General features: G+C 67.8%; 36 protein-coding genes. All 36 read right to left on the bottom strand.

Annotation, left to right across the window (positions count from 1 at the left end):
* Positions 1 to 63: 63 nt before the first annotated feature.
* The 36 genes from rplQ to OG556_RS20750 all read right to left on the bottom strand — a co-directional run bounded on the left by rplQ (position 64) and on the right by OG556_RS20750 (position 23,448).
* The gene (rplQ, locus tag OG556_RS20925; protein WP_371518425.1) at positions 64 to 540 is read right to left on the bottom strand and encodes a 50S ribosomal protein L17; all 477 of its coding nucleotides are present in this window, start codon (positions 538 to 540) and stop codon (positions 64 to 66) included.
* A gap of 126 nt (positions 541 to 666) precedes the next feature.
* Positions 667 to 1,689 carry a DNA-directed RNA polymerase subunit alpha gene (locus OG556_RS20920; protein ID WP_030232516.1) on the bottom strand — a complete coding sequence of 341 codons (1,023 nt, stop codon included), beginning with the start codon at positions 1,687 to 1,689 and terminating at the stop codon, positions 667 to 669.
* A gap of 146 nt (positions 1,690 to 1,835) precedes the next feature.
* Positions 1,836 to 2,243: a 30S ribosomal protein S11 gene (gene rpsK, locus OG556_RS20915; protein ID WP_030232513.1), complete on the bottom strand. Its 408-nt coding sequence runs from the start codon at positions 2,241 to 2,243 to the stop codon at positions 1,836 to 1,838.
* Positions 2,244 to 2,315: 72 nt separating this feature from the next.
* Complete coding sequence (gene rpsM / locus OG556_RS20910) at positions 2,316 to 2,696, bottom strand: 30S ribosomal protein S13 (protein WP_148644398.1); 381 nt, start codon at positions 2,694 to 2,696, stop codon at positions 2,316 to 2,318.
* A 178-nt stretch (positions 2,697 to 2,874) separates the two neighbouring features.
* The gene (rpmJ, locus tag OG556_RS20905; RefSeq protein WP_003956441.1) at positions 2,875 to 2,988 is read right to left on the bottom strand and encodes a 50S ribosomal protein L36; all 114 of its coding nucleotides are present in this window, start codon (positions 2,986 to 2,988) and stop codon (positions 2,875 to 2,877) included.
* A 32-nt stretch (positions 2,989 to 3,020) separates the two neighbouring features.
* On the bottom strand, positions 3,021 to 3,242 hold the full coding sequence (infA, locus tag OG556_RS20900) for a translation initiation factor IF-1 (RefSeq protein WP_014047798.1): 222 nt from the start codon (positions 3,240 to 3,242) through the stop codon (positions 3,021 to 3,023).
* 205 nt (positions 3,243 to 3,447) lie between these two features.
* Positions 3,448 to 3,873 carry a large conductance mechanosensitive channel protein MscL gene (mscL, locus tag OG556_RS20895; RefSeq protein ID WP_371518423.1) on the bottom strand — a complete coding sequence of 142 codons (426 nt, stop codon included), beginning with the start codon at positions 3,871 to 3,873 and terminating at the stop codon, positions 3,448 to 3,450.
* Positions 3,874 to 4,025: 152 nt separating this feature from the next.
* Entirely contained in the window at positions 4,026 to 4,865 is an 840-nt protein-coding gene (gene map, locus OG556_RS20890) for a type I methionyl aminopeptidase (RefSeq protein ID WP_363580117.1), read from the bottom strand.
* A gap of 108 nt (positions 4,866 to 4,973) precedes the next feature.
* Positions 4,974 to 5,627, bottom strand: coding sequence for an adenylate kinase (locus OG556_RS20885; RefSeq protein ID WP_350877116.1), 654 nt, complete (start codon positions 5,625 to 5,627; stop codon positions 4,974 to 4,976).
* Positions 5,627 to 6,937, bottom strand: coding sequence for a preprotein translocase subunit SecY (gene secY, locus OG556_RS20880; protein WP_350877114.1), 1,311 nt, complete (start codon positions 6,935 to 6,937; stop codon positions 5,627 to 5,629). The genes OG556_RS20885 and secY overlap by 1 nt, the downstream gene beginning before the upstream one ends.
* A 322-nt stretch (positions 6,938 to 7,259) precedes the next feature.
* Entirely contained in the window at positions 7,260 to 7,712 is a 453-nt protein-coding gene (gene rplO / locus OG556_RS20875) for a 50S ribosomal protein L15 (protein WP_255752515.1), read from the bottom strand.
* A gap of 2 nt (positions 7,713 to 7,714) precedes the next feature.
* Entirely contained in the window at positions 7,715 to 7,897 is a 183-nt protein-coding gene (gene rpmD / locus OG556_RS20870; protein ID WP_030055835.1) for a 50S ribosomal protein L30, read from the bottom strand.
* Positions 7,897 to 8,520, bottom strand: coding sequence for a 30S ribosomal protein S5 (rpsE, locus tag OG556_RS20865; protein WP_030055834.1), 624 nt, complete (start codon positions 8,518 to 8,520; stop codon positions 7,897 to 7,899). Before rpsE ends, rpmD begins: the two co-directional genes overlap by 1 nt.
* Positions 8,521 to 8,568: 48 nt before the next feature.
* Positions 8,569 to 8,952 (bottom strand): 50S ribosomal protein L18, encoded by a 384-nt coding sequence (rplR, locus tag OG556_RS20860; RefSeq protein ID WP_030280785.1) that lies wholly within the window; start codon positions 8,950 to 8,952, stop codon positions 8,569 to 8,571.
* A gap of 3 nt (positions 8,953 to 8,955) precedes the next feature.
* Positions 8,956 to 9,495, bottom strand: coding sequence for a 50S ribosomal protein L6 (gene rplF / locus OG556_RS20855; RefSeq protein WP_030055832.1), 540 nt, complete (start codon positions 9,493 to 9,495; stop codon positions 8,956 to 8,958).
* Positions 9,496 to 9,517: 22 nt separating this feature from the next.
* On the bottom strand, positions 9,518 to 9,925 hold the full coding sequence (rpsH, locus tag OG556_RS20850; protein ID WP_030055831.1) for a 30S ribosomal protein S8: 408 nt from the start codon (positions 9,923 to 9,925) through the stop codon (positions 9,518 to 9,520).
* A 269-nt stretch (positions 9,926 to 10,194) separates the two neighbouring features.
* The gene (locus tag OG556_RS20845) at positions 10,195 to 10,380 is read right to left on the bottom strand and encodes a type Z 30S ribosomal protein S14 (RefSeq protein ID WP_030055830.1); all 186 of its coding nucleotides are present in this window, start codon (positions 10,378 to 10,380) and stop codon (positions 10,195 to 10,197) included.
* A 4-nt stretch (positions 10,381 to 10,384) separates the two neighbouring features.
* On the bottom strand, positions 10,385 to 10,954 hold the full coding sequence (gene rplE / locus OG556_RS20840; protein WP_030393302.1) for a 50S ribosomal protein L5: 570 nt from the start codon (positions 10,952 to 10,954) through the stop codon (positions 10,385 to 10,387).
* Positions 10,954 to 11,265: a 50S ribosomal protein L24 gene (gene rplX, locus OG556_RS20835; RefSeq protein WP_030055828.1), complete on the bottom strand. Its 312-nt coding sequence runs from the start codon at positions 11,263 to 11,265 to the stop codon at positions 10,954 to 10,956. The genes rplE and rplX overlap by 1 nt, the downstream gene beginning before the upstream one ends.
* A gap of 15 nt (positions 11,266 to 11,280) precedes the next feature.
* On the bottom strand, positions 11,281 to 11,652 hold the full coding sequence (gene rplN / locus OG556_RS20830; protein WP_030393301.1) for a 50S ribosomal protein L14: 372 nt from the start codon (positions 11,650 to 11,652) through the stop codon (positions 11,281 to 11,283).
* Between the two features lie 102 nt (positions 11,653 to 11,754).
* Positions 11,755 to 12,027, bottom strand: a complete 273-nt coding sequence (rpsQ, locus tag OG556_RS20825; protein ID WP_030055826.1) for a 30S ribosomal protein S17 — start codon at positions 12,025 to 12,027, stop codon at positions 11,755 to 11,757.
* A complete protein-coding gene (gene rpmC, locus OG556_RS20820; protein WP_063348970.1) occupies positions 12,027 to 12,251 on the bottom strand; it encodes a 50S ribosomal protein L29 in 225 nt (74 codons plus the stop codon). Before rpmC ends, rpsQ begins: the two co-directional genes overlap by 1 nt.
* The gene (gene rplP, locus OG556_RS20815) at positions 12,251 to 12,670 is read right to left on the bottom strand and encodes a 50S ribosomal protein L16 (protein WP_030055824.1); all 420 of its coding nucleotides are present in this window, start codon (positions 12,668 to 12,670) and stop codon (positions 12,251 to 12,253) included. The genes rpmC and rplP overlap by 1 nt, the downstream gene beginning before the upstream one ends.
* A 5-nt stretch (positions 12,671 to 12,675) precedes the next feature.
* A complete protein-coding gene (rpsC, locus tag OG556_RS20810; protein ID WP_063348969.1) occupies positions 12,676 to 13,500 on the bottom strand; it encodes a 30S ribosomal protein S3 in 825 nt (274 codons plus the stop codon).
* Entirely contained in the window at positions 13,500 to 13,847 is a 348-nt protein-coding gene (gene rplV, locus OG556_RS20805) for a 50S ribosomal protein L22 (protein ID WP_030055822.1), read from the bottom strand. Before rplV ends, rpsC begins: the two co-directional genes overlap by 1 nt.
* 50 nt (positions 13,848 to 13,897) lie before the next feature.
* Positions 13,898 to 14,179, bottom strand: coding sequence for a 30S ribosomal protein S19 (gene rpsS / locus OG556_RS20800; protein ID WP_030055821.1), 282 nt, complete (start codon positions 14,177 to 14,179; stop codon positions 13,898 to 13,900).
* An 11-nt stretch (positions 14,180 to 14,190) separates the two neighbouring features.
* Positions 14,191 to 15,027, bottom strand: coding sequence for a 50S ribosomal protein L2 (rplB, locus tag OG556_RS20795; RefSeq protein ID WP_063348968.1), 837 nt, complete (start codon positions 15,025 to 15,027; stop codon positions 14,191 to 14,193).
* Positions 15,028 to 15,070: 43 nt separating this feature from the next.
* A complete protein-coding gene (gene rplW / locus OG556_RS20790; protein WP_063348967.1) occupies positions 15,071 to 15,391 on the bottom strand; it encodes a 50S ribosomal protein L23 in 321 nt (106 codons plus the stop codon).
* On the bottom strand, positions 15,391 to 16,068 hold the full coding sequence (rplD, locus tag OG556_RS20785; RefSeq protein ID WP_350877106.1) for a 50S ribosomal protein L4: 678 nt from the start codon (positions 16,066 to 16,068) through the stop codon (positions 15,391 to 15,393). The genes rplW and rplD overlap by 1 nt, the downstream gene beginning before the upstream one ends.
* Positions 16,069 to 16,072: 4 nt before the next feature.
* The gene (rplC, locus tag OG556_RS20780) at positions 16,073 to 16,720 is read right to left on the bottom strand and encodes a 50S ribosomal protein L3 (protein ID WP_327677876.1); all 648 of its coding nucleotides are present in this window, start codon (positions 16,718 to 16,720) and stop codon (positions 16,073 to 16,075) included.
* Between the two features lie 14 nt (positions 16,721 to 16,734).
* Positions 16,735 to 17,043, bottom strand: coding sequence for a 30S ribosomal protein S10 (gene rpsJ / locus OG556_RS20775; RefSeq protein WP_012785157.1), 309 nt, complete (start codon positions 17,041 to 17,043; stop codon positions 16,735 to 16,737).
* 419 nt (positions 17,044 to 17,462) lie between these two features.
* Positions 17,463 to 19,283 (bottom strand): hypothetical protein, encoded by a 1,821-nt coding sequence (locus tag OG556_RS20770; RefSeq protein WP_371518422.1) that lies wholly within the window; start codon positions 19,281 to 19,283, stop codon positions 17,463 to 17,465.
* A gap of 331 nt (positions 19,284 to 19,614) precedes the next feature.
* A complete protein-coding gene (locus OG556_RS20765; protein WP_350877102.1) occupies positions 19,615 to 20,508 on the bottom strand; it encodes a glycosyltransferase in 894 nt (297 codons plus the stop codon).
* A gap of 438 nt (positions 20,509 to 20,946) precedes the next feature.
* Complete coding sequence (locus OG556_RS20760; RefSeq protein WP_063348962.1) at positions 20,947 to 21,324, bottom strand: DUF2304 domain-containing protein; 378 nt, start codon at positions 21,322 to 21,324, stop codon at positions 20,947 to 20,949.
* Positions 21,321 to 22,010 carry a glycosyltransferase family 2 protein gene (locus tag OG556_RS20755; RefSeq protein ID WP_063348961.1) on the bottom strand — a complete coding sequence of 230 codons (690 nt, stop codon included), beginning with the start codon at positions 22,008 to 22,010 and terminating at the stop codon, positions 21,321 to 21,323. The genes OG556_RS20760 and OG556_RS20755 overlap by 4 nt, the downstream gene beginning before the upstream one ends.
* Before the next feature lie 103 nt (positions 22,011 to 22,113).
* Complete coding sequence (locus OG556_RS20750) at positions 22,114 to 23,448, bottom strand: hypothetical protein (protein WP_350877099.1); 1,335 nt, start codon at positions 23,446 to 23,448, stop codon at positions 22,114 to 22,116.
* Positions 23,449 to 23,494: the final 46 nt, after the last annotated feature.

Here is a 23,494-nt window from a genome sequence, read left to right as displayed (position 1 = left end):
CAGAAGGAACGGGCCCGCTCCCCCACGGATGGGAGAGCGGGCCCGCGACCACACCTAGCGGTGTCAGGCCTGCTCGGCCTCGTCGGCCTTGGCGTCGGCCGGAGCCTCGACCTTGGCCTCGGCCTCCTTGACGGCGCGCTTGGTGGCGCCCTCGGCCTCGCCGACGGCGGTCTGCGCGACGGTCAGCGCCTCGACCAGCTCGATCACGGCCATCGGGGCGTTGTCGCCACGACGGGGACCGATCTTGGTGATACGGGTGTAACCACCCGGGCGGTTCTCGTAGCGCGGCGCGATCTCGGTGAAGAGGGTGTGCAGCACGGCGATGTCGGTGATCGTCTTGCGCACCAGGCGACGGTTGTGGATGTCGCCCTTCTTCGCCTTGGTGATCAGCTTCTCCGCCAGCGGGCGCATCCGACGGGCCTTGGCCTCGGTCGTGGTGATGCGGCCGTACTGGAACAGCTCCCGGCACAGACCGGCGAGCAGCAGCGGCTCGTGGTGCGGGCCGCCGCCGAGGCGGGCACCCTTGGTGGGACGCGGCATGGTGACTCCTTGAATCTCCGACTACGGCCGTATCAGGTACCGCAGCGGGCGTCCGGGCACTGTTGCCCGGACGACTTTCACGACGACGGGGGCGGTTCGGTGGAACCGCCCCCGCGGCCAAATCTCTTAGTACTGCTCGGTCTCGGCGTAACCCGCGTCGTCCAGGTCGTCGGCGCCGAAGGCGTCGGCGGCGGCGGTCGGGTCGAACCCGGGCGGGCTGTCCTTGAGGGCCAGGCCCATGCCGGCCAGCTTCGCCTTGACCTCGTCGATCGACTTCGCACCGAAGTTGCGGATGTCGAGCAGGTCGGCCTCGGAGCGGGCGACGAGCTCACCCACGGTGTGGATGCCCTCGCGCTTGAGGCAGTTGTAGGAGCGGACCGTGAGCTCCAGCTCCTCGATCGGCAGCGCCAGGTCGGCGGCCAGGGCGGCGTCCGTCGGGGACGGGCCCATGTCGATGCCCTCGGCGTCGATGTTCAGCTCGCGGGCGAGACCGAACAGCTCCACCAGGGTCTTGCCGGCCGAGGCCATGGCGTCACGCGGACGCATGGCGGGCTTGGTCTCGACGTCGACGATCAGCTTGTCGAAGTCGGTCCGCTGCTCGACACGGGTGGCCTCGACCTTGTAGGTGACCTTCAGCACGGGGCTGTAGATCGAGTCGACCGGGATGCGGCCGATCTCCTGGCCGGAGGCCTTGTTCTGGACGGCGGAGACGTAGCCGCGACCGCGCTCGACGGTCAGCTCCATCTCCAGCTTGCCCTTGCCGTTCAGCGTGGCGAGGACCAGCTCCGGGTTGTGCACCTCGACACCCGCCGGCGGGGCGATGTCGGCGGCGGTGACGACACCCGGGCCCTGCTTGCGCAGGTACATCACGACCGGCTCGTCGTGCTCCGAGGAGACGACCAGCTGCTTGATGTTGAGGATGAGGTCGGTCACGTCCTCCTTGACGCCCGGCACGGTGGTGAACTCGTGCAGGACGCCGTCGACGCGGATGCTGGTGACAGCGGCACCCGGGATCGACGACAGGAGCGTGCGGCGCAGGGAGTTGCCGAGAGTGTAGCCGAAGCCCGGCTCCAGCGGCTCGATCACGAACCGCGAGCGGAACTCGTCGACGACCTCTTCGGTCAGCGAGGGGCGCTGAGCGATAAGCATGGGGGGTATTCCTCCAGTTGTCTTCGGCACCCACTATTTGATGCCGACAGGACCAAGCGTACGGGGTCCCGCAAGCAGCGACGAATCACCGCGTGGGACCCCGTACGAAGGTTCAAAGCAGGTACTGCGAGCCCGAAGGCGCTGCGTCAGACGCGGCGGCGCTTCGGCGGACGGCAGCCGTTGTGCGGGGTGGGGGTGACGTCCTGGATCGAGCCGACCTCCAGGCCGGTGGCCTGGAGCGAGCGGATCGCGGTCTCGCGGCCGGAGCCCGGACCCTTGACGAAGACGTCAACCTTGCGCATGCCGTGCTCCTGCGCGCGACGGGCAGCGGCCTCGGCGGCCATCTGCGCGGCGAACGGGGTGGACTTGCGCGAGCCCTTGAAGCCGACGTGACCGGCGGAGGCCCAGGAGATCACGTTGCCCGCGGGGTCGGTGATCGAAACGATGGTGTTGTTGAACGTGCTCTTGATGTGCGCGTGGCCGTGAGCGACGTTCTTCTTTTCCTTGCGGCGGATCTTCTTCGCGCCGGCAGCCTGACGACCCTTGGGGGGCATAAGTCTGTTCTCCTACTGAGGTGGTCGGTCCGCTGACCCGCGGGCCGGAGGGATGTCCGGTTACGGGACGGACTACTTCTTGCCCGGCTTCTTCTTGCCGGCGATCGCGCGACGCGGGCCCTTGCGGGTACGCGCGTTGGTGTGGGTGCGCTGACCGCGGACCGGCAGGCCGCGGCGGTGACGCAGACCCTCGTAGCAGCCGATCTCGACCTTGCGGCGGATGTCGGCGGCCACCTCACGGCGGAGGTCACCCTCGACCGTGTAGTTGGCGTCGATGTACTGGCCCAGCTTCACGAGGTCTTCCTCGGTGATGTCGCGAACGCGGACATCCGGGTTGACACCGGTCTCGGCCAGGGTCTGCTGGGCGCGGGTACGGCCGATGCCGTACACGTAGGTAAGGGCGATCTCGATCCGCTTCTCACGGGGGAGATCAACGCCGGCGAGGCGTGCCATTCAAGGCTCCTGTGCTTTTTCAGAGGTCTTGCGTGCTACCTACTCCTTCGCCTCTCGACGATGGAGCCCCGGCCTCTGACCGGGGGTGGCAGTCCGTCCCTTCGTGGAGACGGATCGGGTAGCCCGCTTATGACGTTTTCGCGTCGCGCGAAGTACTACGAGAAATGCTGGGGAGAGATCAGCCCTGGCGCTGCTTGTGGCGCAGGTTGTCGCAGATCACCATGACCCGGCCGTGGCGGCGGATCACCTTGCACTTGTCGCAGATCTTCTTGACGCTCGGCTTGACCTTCATGTTCAGGTTCTCCGGGTCTAGATCTGACGTTCTTACTTGTAGCGGTAGACGATCCGCCCGCGCGTGAGGTCGTAGGGGCTGAGCTCCACGACGACCCGGTCGTCCGGCAGGATGCGGATGTAGTGCATGCGCATCTTGCCACTGATGTGCGCGAGGACCTTGTGACCGTTCTGCAGCTCGACCCTGAACATCGCGTTCGGAAGAGACTCGATCACGGTGCCCTCGATCTCAATGGCGCCTTGCTTCTTAGCCATGAACTGCGAGATCCACCTTCCGGGACCGGCTACCGTATGCGGCACGCTCGTGCGAACCTGGGTTCACCCCGCCCCCGAAGGGAAGAGGGCGTGCTGAAGCACGCTACGAGTGAGCCGACGGTCCATCCTACGCCAGCGCGTCCGGTGGGCCAAAACGAGGTCCCCCGAAGGCAGCCACCGTGGCGTCCCCGCTGGTCCCGACGGGTCAGAACCCGGCGGTGACGGTCAGCGGCTCGACGTGGGCGGTGCAGGCCGCGCAGCGGCGGGCGGCCTCGGGGATCTCGGTCAGGCACTCGGGGCAGGGCCGCTTGGGGGTCTTCGTCTTCTTCGGCAGGTACCGCGCGGTCGCCTTGGTGACCGGCAGCACGACGCAGAAGTACAGCACCGCCGCGGTCATCACGAAGGCGATCAGCACGTTGAGGAACTGGCCGTACGGGAAGGTGACCCCGGCCACCGTCGCCTTGTACGAGCTGAAGTCGCCGGCCGCGCCGACCACCACGCCGACCAGCGGGGTGAGGAAGGCCGACACGAAGCCGGTCACCACCCCGGTGAACGCGGCGCCGATGACGACACCGACCGCCATGTCGACGACGTTGCCGCGCATCATGAAGTCGCGGAATCCCTTGAGCACTGCACTCTCCCGATCGATCGAAGCTGCTGAAGCCGCTACTGAAGCCCCTGCCAGCCGATAAAAATAGGACAAAAGCCCTGGAGGTCCAAACCCCCAGGGCCCTGATCCCTTGTCAGCAGCGGCAGTTGGCCGCTCGGCCGACCGTCGCGCGACTAGCCGAGCGGGTCCGGGGCAGCGGTGATGCCCAGCTTCGCGAGCTCCGCCTTGCCGCCGTCGAAGGCCGTCAGGACCAGCGGGCCCTGCTCGGTGACGGCCACCGAGTGCTCCCAGTGCGAGGCCCAGGTGCCGTCGTTGGTGACGACCGTCCAGTCGTCCTCCAGCACGGCGGTGTGCGGGGTGCCCAGCGAGACCATCGGCTCGATCGCCAGCACGGTGCCGGGGATCAGCTTCGGGCCCTTGCCGCGGCCGCGCTCGACGTAGTTCAGCACGTGCGGCTCCATGTGCATCGCGGTGCCGATGCCGTGGCCGCCGTAGCCCTCGGTGATGCCCCACTTGCCCTTGGGGGGCAGCGGCTGGCGGCGGATGAAGCCCTCGATCGCCTTGGAGACGTCGACCAGGCGGTTGTTCTTCTTCATCTGGGCGATGCCGGCCCACATCGAGCCCTCGGTCACCCGGCTCAGCATCTCGACCTCGGGGCGGACCTCGCCGACCGCCACGGTGATCGCCGAGTCGCCGTGCCAACCGTCCAGGATGGCGCCGCAGTCGATCGAGATGACGTCGCCCTCCTGGAGCACCCGGTCACCGGGGATGCCGTGCACGACCTCGTTGTTCACCGAGGCGCAGATCACGCCGGGGAACCACAGGCCGCCGTGGTCGGCACGGAAGTTGGAGGTCGCACCGTGGTCGGTGATGACCTTGTCCGCGATGTCGTTGAGCTCCTGGGTGGTCACCCCCGGGGCGACCGCCTCCCGGCAGGCCTTCAGCGCCTCGGCGACGACCAGCCCGGCCGCTCGCATCTTCGCGATCTGCTCGGGGGTCTTGATCTCCACCATCTGGTCACGCCTTCCACGTTCTGTTTGCCACTGCCTACCACCGTACGACGCCGTACGGCCGCGCCGCCCGGGATCGGGGAGCGCGGCCGTACGGCGTCGCCGGGAAACTCAGTTGTCCTGCTTCAGCGCCTCGATCGCGCGGCGGGTGACCTCGTCCACCTTGCCGAGGGCCGAGATGGTCGCCACCAGGCCCTGCTGGGCGTAGTAGTCGATGATCGGCTCGGTCTCCGTGTGGTAGACCTCCAGCCGGGTGCGCACCTTGTCCTCGGTGTCGTCCGAGCGCTGGTACAGCTCGCCGCCGCACTCGTCGCAGACGCCCTCGGCCTTCGGCGGGTTGTAGTCCACGTGGAAGACGTGGCCCCCGTCGTTGCGGCACAGGCGGCGGCCGGCGATCCGGCGGACCACCTCGTCCTCGGGGACCTCCAGGTCCAGCACGCCGTCCAGCTTGATCCCCTGCTCGGCGAGGAACTCGTCGAGCGCCTTGGCCTGGCCGAGGTTGCGGGGGAAGCCGTCGAGCAGGAAGCCGCCCGCGGCGTCCTCCTGGAGCATGCGGTCCTTGGCCATCCCGATGGTGACCTCATCCGGCACCAGGCGACCCGCGTCCATGTAGCTCTTGGCCTCGAGCCCCAGCGGGGTGCCCTGACCGATGTTGGCGCGGAACAGGTCGCCGGTGGAGATGTGGGGAATGGACAGGGTCTTGGCGAGCAGGTGCGCCTGAGTACCCTTCCCGGCCCCGGGAGGACCAACGAGGACGATACGCATCAGCGGAGGAACCCTTCGTAATTGCGCTGCTGGAGCTGGCTCTCGATCTGCTTCACAGTTTCGAGTCCGACGCCGACGACGATGAGCACGCTGGTGCCGCCGAACGGGAAGTTGGTCTGCTGTCCGAAGGCGACCAGGGCGATCATCGGGATCAACGCGATCAGGCCCAGGTAGAGCGAACCCGGCCACGTGATTCGGGTCAGCACGTAGTTCAGGTACTCGGCCGTCGGTCGGCCGGCCCGGATGCCCGGGATGAAGCCACCATACTTCTTCATATTGTCGGCAACTTCTTCGGGGTTGAAGGAGATGGCGACGTAGAAGAAGGCGAAGAAGACGATCAGCAGGAAATAGGTCGCCATGTAGATCGGGTGGTCGCCCTTGACGAAGTGCTGGGTGATCCACACCGCCCAGCCCGACTGACTACCGGTCAGCTGGACCACCAGGGCCGGGATGTACAGCAGCGACGAGGCGAAGATGACCGGGATGACACCGGCCTGGTTCACCTTGAGCGGGATGTAGGTCGACGTGCCGCCGAACGCCCGCCGGCCGATCATCCGCTTCGCGTACTGCACCGGGATCCGGCGCTGGGCCTGCTCGACGAAGATGACCAGCATCACAACGATGATGCCGACCGCGACCACGGACAGGAACTCGACCCAGCCGCCACCGATCGTGCCGGAGCCCTTGATCGCCCACATCGAGGACGGGAACTGCGCGGCGATCGAGGTGAAGATCAGCAGCGACATGCCGTTGCCGATGCCGCGGTCCGTGATCAGCTCGCCCAGCCACATGATCACCGTGGTGCCGGCGGTCATCGTGATCACCATGACGGCGATCCGGAACACGCTCGTGTCCGGGACGATCTGGTTGCCCACCGGGCAGCCGGAGAACAGCGCGCCGCTGGAGGCCGTCGCCACGATGCCGGTGCCCTGGAGCACGGCGAGCGCGATGGTCAGGTAGCGGGTGTACTGGGTGATCTTCGTCTGGCCGGCCTGGCCCTCCTTCTTCAGCGCTTCCAGTCGCGGGATCACGACCGTGAGGAGCTGGAGGATGATGCTCGCGGTGATGTACGGCATGATGCCGAGCGCGAAGATCGTCAGCTGGAGGAGCGCGCCACCACTGAACAGGTTGACCAGCCCGAAGAGGCCGTTGTTCTTGGTGTCCTTCACACACTCGTTCACGGCCGTGAAGCTCACGCCGGGGATCGGAATGTGCGAGCCCAGGCGGAACAGCACCATGATGCCCAGCGTGAACAGCAGCTTCTTGCGCAGGTCGGGCGTCTGGAACGCCCGCGCGAACGCACTGAGCACGGTGCCTCCTGCGCCTCCCGCGCGTCGTCGGCGGGAGGGTCGGTCCTGAATGGGAGTTTTGGCGGTACGGGCTCCCGTACAGACGGCACAGGCGAGCCTACGCGCAGCCTACAAGGGAACTCCACGGACTCTAACAGTGCGCAGCCACTCGGAAGAAGCGCGTACCGCCCCTCCCCCACTCACGGGGTACGGGATGCCCGGGTTTGCCACACAAAAGAACGAGGGCACGTCAACGGAATGCCCGGAAAACGCGGTGCCCGGAAAACGCGCGAGCCCCGCACCTCCCGAAGGAGGTGCGGGGCTCGCACGGAAGTCAGCGGGCTCAGACGAGCTCGGTGACGGTACCGCCGGCGGCGGTGATCTTCTCGGCGGCGGAGCCGGAGACGGCGTCGACCGTCACCTGCAGCGCAACCGAGATCTCGCCGGTGCCGAGCACCTTGACGAGGGAGTTCTTACGAACCGCGCCCTTGGCGACCAGGTCCTCGACGGTGACCTCTCCACCCTGCGGGTAGAGCTCGGCCAGCTTGTCAAGGTTGACGACCTGGAACGTGATCTTGAACGGGTTCTTGAAGCCCTTCAGCTTCGGCAGGCGCATGTGGAGCGGCATCTGGCCACCCTCGAAGCGCTGCGGAACCTGGTAGCGGGCCTTGGTGCCCTTGGTACCACGACCGGCGGTCTTACCCTTGGAGCCCTCACCACGACCCACGCGGATCTTGTCGGTCTTGGCACCCGGGGCGGGACGCAGGTTGTGGATCTTGATCGGGTTGTCGCCCATGATCAGTCCACCTCCTCAACCGTCACCAGGTGACGGACCGTGTGGGCCATCCCGCGGATCTCGGGACGGTCCTCCTTCACCACGACGTCGTGCATGCGCTTGAGACCAAGCGAACGCAGGGTGTCACGGTGATTCTGCTTGCTGCCGATGTACGACTTGGTCTGCGTGATCTTCAGGCGAGCCATCAGGCGCTCACCCCTGCAGCACGCGCCCGCAGCAGAGCGGCGGGGGCCACGTCCTCCAGCGGCAGGCCACGACGAGCGGCGATCTCCTCGGGGCGCACGAGGCCCTTCAGAGCAGCCACGGTGGCGTGCACGATGTTGATCGCGTTGTCCGAGCCGAGCGACTTCGACAGGATGTCGTGAATGCCGGCGCACTCCAGGACGGCGCGCACCGGACCACCGGCGATAACACCGGTACCGGGGGCGGCGGGCTTCAGGAGCACGACGCCGGCGGCCTTCTCACCCTGGATCGGGTGCGGGATGGTGCCCTGGATACGGGGGACCTTGAAGAAGTTCTTCTTGGCCTCCTCAACACCCTTGGCGATGGCGGCCGGAACCTCCTTCGCCTTCCCGTAACCGACACCCACGGTGCCGTCACCGTCGCCCACCACGACCAGCGCGGTGAAGCTGAAACGACGACCACCCTTGACAACCTTGGCGACACGGTTGATCGCGACAACGCGCTCGACGTAAGCGGTCTTCTCGACGGCGGGGGCGTTGCCCCGGTCGTCACGCTTACGGTCGCGCCGCTCGCCACCGCCGGTGCCACCGCCGGCGCCGCTACCGCGGCGCTGGGGTCCAGCCATTGGAATTACCTCTCTCGATTACGTCCGTCGACTGAGTCGACGAGCGGCTTAGAAGTCGAGCCCGGCCTCGCGAGCCGCGTCCGCCAGGGCGGCGATGCGGCCGGCGTACCGGTTGCCCGCGCGGTCGAAGACGACCGACTCGATGCCAGCAGCCTTGGCGCGCTCGGCGACCAGGCTCCCGACCTTCTTGGCCAGCTCGGTCTTGTCGCCCTCGGCGCCCTTGATGGACACGTCGAGGGTGGACGCCGACGCCAGGGTGTGACCCTTGGCGTCGTCGATGACCTGGGCGACCATGTGACGGTTCGAGCGCGTCACGACGAGGCGCGGACGCACCTCGGTGCCGACGACGCGCTTGCGAACGCGGATCGCGCGGCGCTTGCGAGCGGCGCTCTTGTAGGCGTTGCCCTTGCCGATCTTGACAGAGACGCTCATCGCTTACTTACCACTCTTTCCGACCTTGCGGCGGATGACCTCGCCCGCGTACTTGACGCCCTTGGCCTTGTACGGGTCGGGCTTGCGCAGCTTGCGGATCTTCGCGGCGACCTCGCCGACCTTCTGCTTGTCGATGCCGTCCACGTGGAACTTGGTGGCCGACTCGACGACGAAGGAAATGCCCTCGGGGGCCTCGACCAGAATCGGGTGGCTGTAGCCCAGCTGGAACTCCATGTCGGAGCCCTTCGCCAGAACTCGGTAGCCGACACCGCTGATCTCCAGCGACTTGCGGTAGCCCGCGGTCACGCCGGTGATCATGTTCGCCACCAGCGTGCGGGAAAGGCCGTGCAGGGCCTTCGACAGACGCTCGTCGTTGGGGCGGGTGACGAGCAGCGTGCCGTCCTCGCCCTTACCGATCTCGATCGGCGCGGCGACAACGTGGGTGAGGGAGCCCTTGGGGCCCTTCACCGAGACCGCCTGGCCATCGATGGTGACGTCCACGCCAGCGGGGACCTGGATGGGCAGCCGTCCAATGCGCGACATTGCTGTACCTCCGTTTCCCGAATTACCAGACGTAGGCGAGAACTTCTCCGCCTACGCCCTTCTTGGCGGCCTGCTTGTCGGTGAGGAGACCCGAGGACGTGGAGATGATCGCCACGCCCAGGCCGCCGAGCACCTTCGGCAGGTTGGTGGACTTTGCGTAGACCCGCAGGCCCGGCTTGCTGATCCGCTTGATGCCAGCGATCGAGCGCTCACGGTTGGGACCGAACTTGAGCTCGATGGTCAGCTTCTTGCCGACCTCGCCCTCAACGGGCTCCTCAACCTTGTAGGAGGAGATGTACCCCTCCTGCTGCAGGATCTCGGCGACGTGCGCCTTGATCTTGCTGGCCGGCATCGCCACGGAGTCGTGGTACGCCGAGTTAGCGTTACGCAGACGCGTGAGCATGTCTGCGATGGGGTCGGTCATGGTCATGATGGCCTCAGGCCTCTCTCGCCGTGGTTTCTCCGCGCCAGGTCCCCCCGCCGCACTCCGAGGAGTGCGGCAGGGGCACAGACGCAGGGGACCTGCGGCGTCGTAAGACTGGGTGCGAGCCCTCCGAAGAGGGTCGACGGCAGCTATGGAGCCACCGCGACAGGGGGCCCGACCTCACTACCCTACGGGATTCCGTACGCAGCCCCAAAAAAGGGGCTCTGTGGGGTCGGGCACACCTGCTTCGCTATGGCGTTACCGCGAGGTCCTGGTTACCAGGAGCTCTTGGTCACGCCCGGCAGCTCGCCGCGGTGCGCCATCTCACGAAGGCAGACACGGCAGAGGCCGAACTTGCGGTACACCGAGTGCGGACGGCCGCAGCGCTGGCACCGGGTGTAGGCCCGGACGCCGAACTTCGGCTTGCGCTCGGACTTCGCGATGAGGGACTTCTTCGCCATGTGGTTACGCCTCCTTGAACGGGAAGCCCAGAGCGCGCAGGAGCGCCCGGCCCTCGTCGTCGGTCTGGGCGGTGGTCACGACGGTGATGTCCATACCGCGCTGACGGTCGACCTTGTCCTGGTCGATCTCGTGGAACATGACCTGCTCGGTCAGACCGAAGGTGTAGTTGCCACGGCCGTCGAACTGCTTCGGGGAGAGGCCACGGAAGTCACGGATACGCGGCAGGGCCAGCGACACCAGACGGTCCAGGAACTCCCACATGCGGTCACCACGGAGGGTGACGTGGGTGCCGATCGGCTGGCCCTCACGCAGCTTGAACTGCGCGATGGACTTGCGAGCCTTCGTCACCGCCGGCTTCTGACCGGTGATGGCGGTGAGGTCGCGGATCGCGCCCTCGATCAGCTTGCTGTCACGGGCGGCCTCGCCGACACCCATGTTGACGACGACCTTGACCAGGCCGGGCGTCAGCATGACGTTCTCGTACGAGAACTGCTCCTGCAGCTGACCCTTGATCTCGGAGTTGTAACGCTCCTTGAGACGGGGGGTCACCTTCTCAACAGTCGTCTCAGACATCAGATGTCCTCACCGGTTCGCTTGGCAACGCGGATCTTGTTGCCCTCGTCATCGAAGCGGTAGCCAACGCGGGTGACGACCTTCTTGCCGTCCTTCTCCACGACCAGCTGGACGTTGGAGACGTGCACCGGGGCCTCGACGGTGACGATGCCACCCTGAGTGCCCGGGCCCGGCTTGGTGTGCTTCTTGACCCGGTTCACACCCTCGACCAGGACCTTGTTCTCGGCGGGCATGGCCTGGATGACCTTGCCCTGCTTGCCGCGGTCCTTGCCGGTGATGACCTGAACCAGGTCACCCTTCTTGATCTTCATGCTGTTCGCCATGAGTTAGAGCACCTCCGGCGCAAGCGAGATGATCTTCATGAACTTCTTGTCACGCAGCTCGCGGCCCACCGGGCCGAAGATGCGGGTACCACGGGGGTCACCATCGGTGTTCTTCAGAACGACCGCGGCGTTCTCGTCGAAGCGGATGTACGAACCATCCGGGCGACGACGCGACTTCACGGTACGGACGACGACGCACTTGACGACGTCACCCTTCTTCACCGAACCGCCGGGGATCGCGTCCTTGACGGTCGCGACGATGACGTCCCCGATGCCGGCGTAGCGACGACCGGAGCCACCGAGAACGCGGATGCAAAGGATTTCCTTCGCGCCCGTGTTGTCGGCGACACGCAGTCGCGACTCCTGCTGGATCACAGCTTTCTCCTGATCGTCAACGAGAGCTGACGGGCCGGCCGCTGCTCACACCAGCGCCCACGAGGGACCTGGTGCACATACGGCCGTACCGCATCAACTTCGTTACTTGGCCTTCTCGAGGATCTCGACGACGCGCCAGCGCTTCGTCGCGGACAGCGGGCGGGTCTCCGCCAGGAGGACCCGGTCGCCGATGCCGCAGGCGTTCGCCTCGTCGTGCGCCTTCAGCTTGTTCGTACGGCGGATGACCTTGCCGTACAGAGCGTGCTTGACGCGGTCCTCGACGGCGACGACGACGGTCTTGTCCATCTTGTCGCTGACGACGAGACCCTCACGGGTCTTGCGGAAACCGCGCGTCTCGTTGGTGTTCTCAGTCATCAGGCGTTCTCCACCGTCTCGATGCCCAGCTCGCGCTCGCGCATCAGGGTGTAGATCCGCGCGATGTCCTTACGGACGAGCTTGAGCCGTCCGTGGTTGTCGAGCTGCCCGGTCGCCGCCTGGAAGCGGAGGTTGAACAGCTCCTCCTTGGCCTCACGGAGCTTGGCAACGAGACCCTCGTTGTCCAGCTCGCGGAGGTCAGCAGCCTTGGTGCCGGCCGACATCAGCTCTCACCTGCCTCGCGCCGGATGATCCGGCACTTCATCGGGAGCTTGTGAGCAGCGCGGGTCAGCGCCTCACGAGCCACCTTCTCGTTGGGGTACGACAGCTCGAACATGACCCGACCCGGGTGCACGTTCGCGATCCACCACTCGGGCGAACCCTTACCGGAACCCATGCGGGTCTCGGCCGGCTTCTTGGTGAGCGGACGGTCCGGGTAGATGTTGATCCAGACCTTGCCGCCACGCTTGATGTGACGGGTGACGGCGATACGAGCGGACTCGATCTGCCGGTTCGTCACGTAGGCCGGGGTGACGGCCTGGATGCCGTACTCGCCGAAGGCGAGCTCGGTGCCACCCTTGGCAGCGCCACGGCGCTTGGGGTGGTGCTGCTTGCGGTGCTTGACCCGACGGGGGATCAGCATTGGAGTCAGGCCTCCGTTCCGGTGTTCTCGGCAGCCGGAGCCTCGGCGGCCGCGGCCGCGGGGGCCTCGGACGCAGCGGGGCGACGGCCGCGGCCACCGCGCTCGCCACCACGGCGCTCGCCACCGCGGGCGGGACGACCACCCTCGGGACGGGCCGGGCGGTTACCCGAGCGGGCAGCGGCGTTCTCAGCGCGGACCTCGGCGATGTTCTTGACGTCGCCCTTGTAGATCCAGACCTTCACGCCGATACGGCCGAAGGTCGTCTTGGCCTCGAAGAAGCCGTAGTCGACGTTCGCGCGCAGGGTGTGCAGCGGCACACGGCCCTCGCGGTAGAACTCCGAACGGCTCATCTCGGCGCCACCGAGACGACCGGAGCACTGGACCTTGATGCCCTTGGCGCCGGACTTCATGGTGCCCTGCATCGACTTGCGCATGGCACGGCGGAAGGAGACGCGGGAGGACAGCTGCTCCGCGACGCCCTGAGCCACGAGCTGGGCGTCCAGCTCGGGGTTCTTGACCTCGAGGATGTTCAGCTGGACCTGCTTGCCGGTCAGCTTCTCGAGGTCGCCGCGGATGCGGTCGGCCTCGGTGCCACGGCGGCCGATGACGATGCCGGGGCGAGCGGTGTGGATGTCGACGCGGACGCGGTCGCGGGTGCGCTCGATCTCGACCTTGGAGATGCCGGCGCGCTCCATGCCCTTCGTCATCATGCGACGAATGGCAACGTCTTCCTTGACGTAGTCCTTGTACAGCTTGTCGGCGTACCAGCGGGACTTGAAGTCCGTGCTGATGCCGAGGCGGAACCCGTGCGGGTTAACCTTCTGGCCCATTACCGGGTCCCTTCCTTGCTGCTGACGACCACGGTGATGTGGCTGGTCCGCTTGCGGATCCGGTAGGCACGACCCTGCGCACGCGGACGGAACCGCTTCAGGGTCGGGCCCTCGTCAACGTACGCCTCGCTGATGACGAGGTCGTCCACGTTGGAGTGGTTGTAGTTGTGCGCGGCGTTGGCAATGGCGCTGTCGAGCACCTTGCCGACGGGCACGGTGGCGGCCTGCGGAGCGAAACGCAGGACGGCCTGGGCCTCCGTGGCCGGCAGGCCACGGATGAGGTCCACCACGCGGCGGGCCTTCATGGGCGTGACGCGGATGTACCGCGCCTGGGCCCTGGCTTCCATGGTTGTCCCCTTGCTGGTGTAAGTCATTGAGTCGGTAATCTCGCTGGCGACTAGCGACGCTTCGACTTGCGGTCGTCCTTGACGTGACCGCGGAAGGTACGCGTCGGCGCGAACTCGCCGAGCTTGTGGCCGACCATCGACTCGGTGACGAACACCGGGACGTGCTTACGGCCATCGTGCACCGCGATCGTGTGGCCGAGCATGGCCGGGAAGATCACGGAGCGACGGGACCAGGTCTTGATGACGTTCTGGGTACCCGCCTCGTTCTGCGCGTCCACCTTCTTGAGAAGGTGGCCGTCGATGAAGGGGCCCTTCTTGAGACTGCGCGGCATCTGACCTGCTCCTAGCGCTTCTTGTTGGTCTTGCGGCGGCGCACGATGAGGGCGTTCGAAGCCTTCTTCGGGCTACGAGTGCGACCCTCCTTCTGGCCCCACGGCGAGACCGGGTGGCGGCCACCAGAGGTCTTACCCTCACCACCACCGTGCGGGTGGTCGATCGGGTTCATGGCGACACCACGCACGGTCGGGCGGACGCCCTTCCAGCGCATACGGCCGGCCTTGCCCCAGTTGATGTTCGACTGCTCGGCGTTGCCGACCTCACCGACGGTGGCGCGGCAGCGCGCGTCCACCAGGCGGATCTCACCGGAGGGCATGCGCAGGTGCGCCATCTTGCCCTCACGCGCCAGCAGCTGGATGCCGGCACCGGCGGAGCGGGCCATCTTGGCACCGCCACCGGGACGCAGCTCCACCGCGTGGATGGTGGTACCGACCGGGATGTTGCGAAGCGGCAGGTTGTTGCCCGGCTTGATGTCGGCGCCAGCGCCGTTCTCGATCCGGTCACCCTGCGCGATACCGCGCGGCGCGATGATGTAGCGCTTCTCGCCGTCCGCGTAGTGCAGGAGCGCGATGCGCGCGGTGCGGTTCGGGTCGTACTCGATGTGCGCGACCTTGGCCGGCACGCCGTCCTTGTCGTGACGACGGAAGTCGATCACGCGGTAGGCGCGCTTGTGACCGCCACCCTGGTGGCGAACGGTGATCCGACCGGCGTTGTTACGGCCGCCCTTGCTGTGCAGGGGGCGAACCAGCGACTTCTCCGGCGTGGACCGCGTGATCTCTACGAAGTCGGCCACGCTGGAGCCACGACGGCCCGGCGTAGTCGGCTTGTACTTGCGGATGCCCATTTGGCTCTCTCGTCCTCGTCCTTATCGACGATCACGATCTCCGTTAGGAGACCGGACCACCGAAGATGTCGATGCGGTTGCCCTCAGCCAGCGTCACGATGGCGCGCTTGGTGTCCTTGCGCTTGCCAAAGCCCGTCTTGGAGCGCTTGCGCTTGCCCTGACGGTTGAGCGTGTTGACGGACTCGACCTTGACCGAGAAGACCGCCTCGACGGCCTGCTTGATCTGGGTCTTGTTGGCACCGGGCGACACGACGAACGTGTACTTGTTCTCGTCGAGGAGCGAGTAGCTCTTCTCCGAGATGACCGGCTTCACCAGGACGTCACGGGGGTCCGTGAACGTCTTGCTCGTGATCTCTGCAGCCATCAGGCGGCGCTCCCTTCGAGCTCGCCCTCAGCAGCCACGGCCTTGGCGGACGCGGCGGGACCCGCCACGAAACGCTCGAAGGCGGCCTGGGTGAAGACCACATCGTCGGAGACGAGCACGTCGTAGGTGTTCAGCTGACCGGCGTCCAGGATGTGCACGTGCGGCAGGTTGCGGGCGCTCTTCAGACCCAGCTCGTCGGCACGCTCGACGACGAGGAGGATGTTCTTGCGCTCGGTGATCTTGCCGAACAGACCCTTGGCGGCCTTGGTCGACGGCGCCTCGGCCGCGATCACGTCGGTGACGACGTGGATGCGGTTGTGGCGGGCCCGGTCGGTGAGCGCACCGCGCAGGGCGGCGGCGATCATCTTCTTCGGGGTCCGCTGCGAGTAGTCGCGCGGCACGGGACCGTGCACGACGCCACCGCCGGCGAACTGCGGGGCGCGGGTCGAGCCCTGACGGGCGCGGCCGGTGCCCTTCTGGCGGTACGGCTTCTTGCCGCCACCGCGGACCTCGGCGCGAGTCTTGGTCTTGTGGGTGCCCTGACGGGCCGCAGCGAGCTGCGCCACGACGACCTGGTGCATCAGCGGAACGCTGACCTTCGCGTCGAAGATCTCGGCCGGCAGCTCGAGGCTGCCGGTCTTGTCGCCCGAGGGCGACAGGATGTCAATGGTGCTCATATCCTCACAGCCCCTTCGCCGCAGTGCGGACGAGGACGAGGCCGCCGTTCGGGCCCGGGATTGCGCCCTTGATCAGGAGCAGCCCCTTCTCCGCGTCAACGGCATGGATGGTCAGGTTCTGGGTGGTCACACGCTCGTGGCCCATCCGGCCGGCCATCCTCACGCCCTTGAACACGCGACCCGGGGTGGCGCAGCCACCGATCGAGCCGGGCGAGCGGTGCTTGCGCTGCACACCGTGACCGGCGCCGAGGCCCCGGAAGTTGTGGCGCTTCATGACACCGGCGAAGCCCTTGCCCTTGGAGGTGCCGGTCACGTCGACCTTGACACCCGCCTCGAACAGCTCCGCGGTGATCTCCTGGCCGAGGGTGTACTCGGACGCGTCCGTGGTACGGAGCTCGACCAGGTGGCGGCGCGGGGTGACACCGGCCTTGGCGAAGTGGCCCGCGAGGGGCTTGTTCACCTTGCGGGGGTCGATCTCGCCGAAGCCGATCTGGACGGCGTCGTAGCCGGCCGGACTGTCAGCGGTGTGGACCTGGGTCACGACATTGGGCCCAGCCTTGACGACGGTCACCGGAACGATCCGGTTGTTCTCGTCCCAGACCTGGGTCATGCCGAGCTTCTCGCCCAGGATGCCCTTAATCTGCTTAGCCATCTTCGGTGCGCCTCTCAGAGCTTGATCTCGATGTCGACGCCAGCCGGCAGGTCGAGACGCATGAGCGAGTCAACCGTCTTCGGCGTGGGGTCGAGGATGTCGATCAGACGCTTGTGAGTACGCATCTCGAAGTGCTCGCGCGAGTCCTTGTACTTGTGCGGCGAGCGGATGACGCAGTACACGTTCTTCTCAGTGGGCAGCGGCACCGGGCCTGCGACCTGCGCACCAGTACGGATCACCGTCTCGACGATCTTCTTCGCCGAGGAATCGATGACCTCGTGGTCGTAGGCCTTGAGCCGGATGCGGATCTTCTGTCCCGCCATGGCTACTCAGTAGTCCTTTGTCCTTAGTCACTGCACGACCACCCTCCGACCCCCGCGCTCGGGCGTGTCGCTCTCGCGCTTGCAAAAAACCGGCGAACAACTCGTCGGTTTCAAGATTTCGGGGTGGGGGGCCGGGTCGAGGCCCCGCATACGCTTCCCGGAAGATTCCCGTACTTTCGCCCCGCAGCTGCCGTGGCGTCGACTTCACGCTTAACGGCCATCACGGGAACGACGAGTACCTGGGACTCGCTTCCAGTCCTCCCGGCGGGAGGCGCGCAGCATCGGCAACTCAACCGAGCAACTTGGACATACTGCCACATGGAGCAGCCCGGATGCCAATCGGGGCCGGTGAGGTCGCCCTCACCGGCCCCGATCGGGTGACCGTCCTCAGCCGCGGCGCCCACCGCCGCGGACCCGCGTCACCAGGGTCGCTTGCTCCCGCAGGTCAGCGCCCACTCGTCACCGGTCACGTTGGCGCACCACAGCTGACCCTTGTCGGGCTCGTTGTTGTACTCCTTGAGCTCCTTGTTCACCGGCGCGCAGTCGGTCGGCCCGGCCGGGTCGTACTTCGGGCACTTGCCGTCGCGGTTCACCAGGATGTGCGCGCGCCAGGCGTCCGCGCCCATGTCGATGCCCTTGGCCCCGGCGACCGGCACGAACTCGGGCTTGGTGGTCGGCATGTAGCGGTCCGCCGACCAGGAGGCCGCCATGGTGGCGAACAGCGCCACCGCGCAGACCGCGCCGGCGACCAGCCGGCCGGTGACCGCGGGCCGCAGGGTCAGCGGCGCCGGCCGCCCGTCGGTGCCGACCCGCTGCACCGTGCGCAGCCAGCCCGCGCCCCGCTGGACGAGGAACATCAGGCCGAGCACCGCGAGGATCATCAACGCGTAGAGGATGATCCAGGTCGTCCGCGGGTACAGCTGGATGGACTTCGTCTGGGCCATCTGGGAGGCGAACCAGAAGCGCAGCAGCCAGGCGCTGACCAGGGTGGCCGTCACGGTCCGGACGGTGATGCTGCGCAGCCCGAGGCCCAGCGCCAGCGCGACCCCGGCGAGCAGCAGCAGGGTGTAGGCGCTCTGCCCGGCGAGCTCACCGCGCAACGGGAAGTCGTGGTAGTTCAGGTCGCCGTTGCGGTCCGAGGCCCAGCCCATGATGTACGCCGGGTCGATGTACACCGAGAGGTACGCGTACCGGTCCTTGGCCTGGGCGCCCAGCCGCACCAGCTCGTACAGCAGCGGCGAGCCGACCACGCCGGCGCTCACCAGCGTCACGCCGAGGAACAGCAGCACCCGCTTGACCCGGGCGGCGCCCTGGCGCCACGGGACGACGAACAGCGCCAGGACGAGGACGCCGGGCGCGGCCCAGACGAACCAGCCCGAGTACCAGAGGAACATCAGGCCGAACGAGACGCCGAAGCCGAGGCCGCGCAGCACCGTGGACCGGGCCGACAGCTCGTGCGACCGGCGGAGCTCCCGCAGGGCGGCGGCCAGCATCGGCACCATGACCAGCATCGTGACGTGGCTGTACGGCCGGATCGGGTCGAGGAAGAGGATCGCCGACGGGACGGCGATCAGCAGCGCCCAGACCGGCCGCAGCATCAGTCGCCAGGAGAGGTACGCCATCGGGCCGACCAGCGCGCTGCAGATCAGCTGGACGTCCTTCATGGCGTAGCCGACGCCGCCGACGCCGCCGTAGAACAGCTTCGACCAGACCGCCAGCAGCGCCGGGAAGCCGGGCGGGTAGACGCCGGGCAGGCCCTTGCCGCGCAGCATGTCGTTGGCCATGCCCATGAGGTTGCCCGGGTCGCCCTCCTGACCGCCGAGGCCCCACTGGGTGCCGTTCAGCGCCACCGCGATCCCGCCCGCGACCGCGCCGGTGGCCAGACCGGCGACGGCCGCGCAGACCAGGCGCTGGGCCAGCTGGTACCGGGCCAGGCTGCCCCGGTAGGCGGCGTACAGCAGCACCGCCAGGATGGGCAGGCCCACGATGGCGGCGTACTTCTGGAGCATGGCCAGACCACTGACCTGGCCCACCCGGTTCAGCGGGTTGACGTCGATGCGGGTGCAGAGCAGCGCGAAGCCGAGCGCCGCCACGATCGAGACCAGGGCCTCGGCCGAGCGGACCGCCCAGGGACGCTCCAGCAGGCCGTCGAGCCGTCCGGGGCGGGGCGCGATCGCGCCCTCCGGTTCGAGCGACTCCTTGCTGGAGCCGCCGACCGGGCTGGTGGCCAGATCAGTCATGTCAGTCACTTCCGTGCAGTGGCCACGTCCGATGAGTGGCGAAGAATGGCTCAGTGGACCGGCGATCAGCGGCCATCATAGGGCGCTTACCAGAAGCCGAAGCCTCGGGCAAGGACCCCGTTCCGGCCGTGTCGGGGCTTGGGCGCGGTGGTTCGGCAGGATCCGCCCGGTCGGTCGTCGGTGCTCCCCATGAGCACCCCCTCACCCACCTAGAGCCCAGCGGCCGGCCGAAGCGCTTACTCCCGCCCCGTCGAATTCGGCCGGGCGCCTCGGGCGCCGTGCCCCGGGGGCGTCCGGCCGGCGGCCGGCACCGCCCTCGGACACGCTCCGGTCAGCTGCTGCGGACCGCGCGGCCGACCATGGCGCCGGCGTGGGAGAAGTCACCCGCGCCGAGCCGGCCGGCGGCGACCATCAGGGCGTGCAGGCGGGACGAGAGGTGCAGGTCGGCCGAGCGCGCGGCGTTGTTCCAGCCCTTGGCGCGCAGCTCCTTGGAGATCAGCGAGTAGTACCGCAGCTCCTCGTCGAAGCGCTTGCCGTCCTTGACCCGGTTCGAGGAGTCGCTGGCCTGGTGGCGCCGGTAGCGGAACACCTCCCGCTCGTCGACCAGCAGGTTGCCGCCCTCCATCAGCATGTCGACCATGAACGCCAGGTCGTGGATGGCGTCGATGTCGGGGCGGTACGGGATCTTCGACAGCGCGGACTGGCGGTAGGTGAGCGACGGCGTGTACAGCCAGTTGCCGGACAGCAGGCTCTTCACCGCGGCCTCGCCGCTGATCACCCCGGCCTTGCGGGCCGGCGCGCTGATCCGGCGCTTGACCTTGTCGCCGATGCCGAGCGAGGGCACCAGGGTCCCGTCGCTGTCCATCACCCGCACGCCCGGCTGGACCGCGATCGCGTTCGGGTCGGCCCGCAGGCGCTCCAGGACGACGTCCAGGTAGTCGGGCTCCAGCAGGTCGTCGGCGCCCATCATCGAGACGAACTCGCGCTCGGCCAGGGTGGAGGCCTTGTAGGTGTTGCCGTTGGGGCCCAGCCGCTCCGCGTTGCGGATGTACCGGATCCGCTCGTCGTTCAGGCTCTCGATGTACTGGGGCGCCCGGAAGCCCGGGTACTGGTCGTCCACGACGGTCAGCCGCCAGTCCTGCTGGTGCTGGGCCCGGATGCTGTCGATGGTGGCGAACAGGTACTCCGGATCGCCGTAGTACGGGATGACGAAATCGACGCTCATGACGGCGCCGCACCTCCTGGTCCTGGATCACGCTTCGGTGCCGCCCGGCCGCGGCCAGCGGGGCGCCCCAAGTCAACCAGCTTTGCCGGGCCCGTGCGTCAGCCGGTCGGCCCACACCGGCGCCGGGGGGCGGAAACCTGGTGCTCAGAGGCCGCCAATCGGAAAATCCGGCACAAAGAAATGCGTCCACCGGGCGGCCGGGGGATGAATGAACTCGGTAATGCCCGGATTTTCCGGAGCCCAAAAAGGCGGCACACATCGGTGCCCCTTCTGTGACAACGGATGAACGGGCGTCACCGTTCGACGCGGTGGCCGACGGTCGGAGGGACCGTTCGCCGGCCTCTCCGGCGGCGCTCCGACCCGCACGCACGGCTGAGGGCCGGCACCCCGTCGGGGGTGCCGGCCCTCAGGCCTCGTGCCCTGTCGCGTGGAGCGCGATCAGTGGTCGGAGCCGACCGGGGCGTCGAGGCGGTCGTTGTTGTGACGGACGCCCTCGGTGATGGCGACCGTACGGGCCAGGTCGGTGAGCTTCTTCTCCAGCGACCGGAAGCGCAGGTAGGTGTTGAGCGTCAGGAAGCCCATGGCGATGACCATCAGGTAGAGCACCAGGTCCGTGCCACGACCGACGCCCAGCGCGGTGGCCAGCTTGGTCACGCCGGCCGGCCACAGGATCGCGATGACGTTGGCGACGACGAAGAGCGAGAAGGCGATGCGCTTCCACGCCCGGGTGTTCGCGGCGTCCCAGCGCCGGACGAACAGGAGGGCCATGCCCACGGCGGCCAGGACGAGGATCAGCTGGATCCAGAGGTGATTCATCGGCGGTTACGCTCCCGCAGCGAGATGTCGAAGAGGATGTTCACGCCGTTGATCAGGGACTGGCCCTTGGCGCGCGAGTAGTCGGTGTAGAGGATGTCCACCGGCACCTCTGCAACCCGGAGGTCCGAGCCGGCGAGGAAGGAGACGATCTCCGAAGCGTGGGCCATGCCGTTCATGGTGATCCGGATGCGGCTGGCCGCCTCCCGGTTCATCACGCGCAGACCGTTGTGCGCGTCGGTGAGCTTGAGCTTGCGGGCGGTCGGGCTGACCGCGGCGGCGGTGCGGAGCACGACCCGCTTGATCCACGGCACCTGGCCGGTCTGCTCGATGAAGCGGGAGCCGAGGACGATGTCGGCCTCGTCCTGGCGCAGCAGCGCCACCATCTTCTCCACGTCGGCGGTCTGGTGCTGGCCGTCCGCGTCGAAGGTGGCGAAGTACTCGGCGCCCTCCTGCTCCAGCGCGTACTTCAGGCCGGTCTGCAGCGCTGCGCCCTGGCCCAGGTTGACCGGGTGCCGCACCAGGTGGGCGCCGGTCGTCATGACGTGCTTCGCCGTGTCGTCGGTGCAGCCGTCGTCGATCACCACGATGTTGGGGAAGGTCTTGCGTGCCCCCTCCACGACCTCGGCGATCACCTGGCCTTCGTTGTAGGCCGGGATCACCAGCCAGACGTTGTCATAGTCGGACACAGGGGCTCCATGCTTGGCGAACGGCACGGCGTCGCGTGCCTCGGTCTGTCTGTCGGTGGTGATCACGGGCGTCGTCGGCCAATCACAGTCCGGTCCCCCACCGTCACGAGGTCCGCAGCGGCTCGGCCGCGCTCCTGCTGTCCAGCCCGGAGTGCCCGGAGGCGGCGGGGCGGGAGGGGAACGCGCGGTACAGCGCCCACAGCATCAGGACGGCGCTGACCAGCGCGCCGGCCAGGTACGCGAGCTCGGCACGGAGACCGACGTCACCCGGGGAGAGGGCGACCGCAACCAATGCTACGGAACCGGCCGTCCAGCCCACCAGCTGTCGGCGGTGCTGGGCGCTCGACATCAGCGCCTGGCCGAATACCGTCGCGAGGACGTAGCAGAGCGTGCCGAGGACGAGCCAGGTGAAGTCCAGCGGGTTGAGCAGGTCCTTGGCGTTGAAGAGCAGCGGGTTGAGCCAGGCGCCGAGCGCGATGACCGGCAGCCCGCCGCCGATGCACATGGCCGCGACGATCGCCGTGGTGCGGGTCAGCACCTTGCGGAACTCGGCGTGGTCGCCGGCCGCGGTGGCACCCGAGAGCGCGGAGACCATGGAGGCCTGGAGGGCGCTGTAGGCGAAGAGCGGCACGCGGGCCATCACCACGGCCTGGCCGAGCGCGAAGACCAGGGCGTCGGACGCCTCGGAGTGCTTCGGCGCGAGCAGGCGCACGCAGACGACGGTCGCGTTCACCACCAGCTGGCTGAGCATCACGGAGCCGATCAGCAGGCCGAGCCCGCTGGTGAGCTGGCGCCAGGACACCTCCGGGCCGGGGGCGCGGTCGGCGAGGATGCCGCGCAGGCCGATCAGCGAGGCGGTGACCGGGGCGACCACCAGGATCAGGCCGAAGGCCAGCGCCGAGTGCAGCCCGAGGACGGCGGTCAGCGCGGCCAGCCCGATGCGCAGGGCACCGTCGACGGCCAGCTGGGTGCCGTAGGGGCCGAACAGCCCGAGGCCGGCCAGCGCGCCGCGGGAGACCGAGCTCACCGCGAGGCCCGCCATGCCGCCGGCGAGGGCCACCACGAGGGTCCGGTCGCCGCCGAACAGCTGGTCGGCGATCGGGCCGGCGGCGGCCGCCAGCACCGCGCAGGCCGCGGCCAGGATCGCCAGGGCGAGCAGCAGCATCCGCCGTACCGCGGGCAGTGCCCCCGCCCCGGACACCTTGCGGGCGGCGACCAGCCGCGTCAGCTCCAGTTCGACGGGCTGGAACAGACCCCACCCGACGGACATCACGATCGTCCAGAGCATCGTCACCCTGGCCGCACCGGCCGTGCCCAGGCTGTAGCCCACGAGCGCCATGTAGACGTACGCCGAGGCGCCGAGCACGACCGTCCCACCGACCACGAGCCGGGCCCCCGGGGGTAGCACCCCGAGCAGCTTGGCGATCGGGTTCTTCATCACATGATCACCGAATTAACCGGCCGACCTTGCCACACATCTCCGC

The sequence above is a fragment of the Kitasatospora sp. NBC_01300 genome, assembly GCF_041435235.1.
GTDB lineage: Bacteria > Actinomycetota > Actinomycetes > Streptomycetales > Streptomycetaceae > Kitasatospora.
The sequence above is the reverse complement of the archived record's forward strand: the minus strand, read 5'-3'. Positions and strand labels throughout refer to the sequence as shown.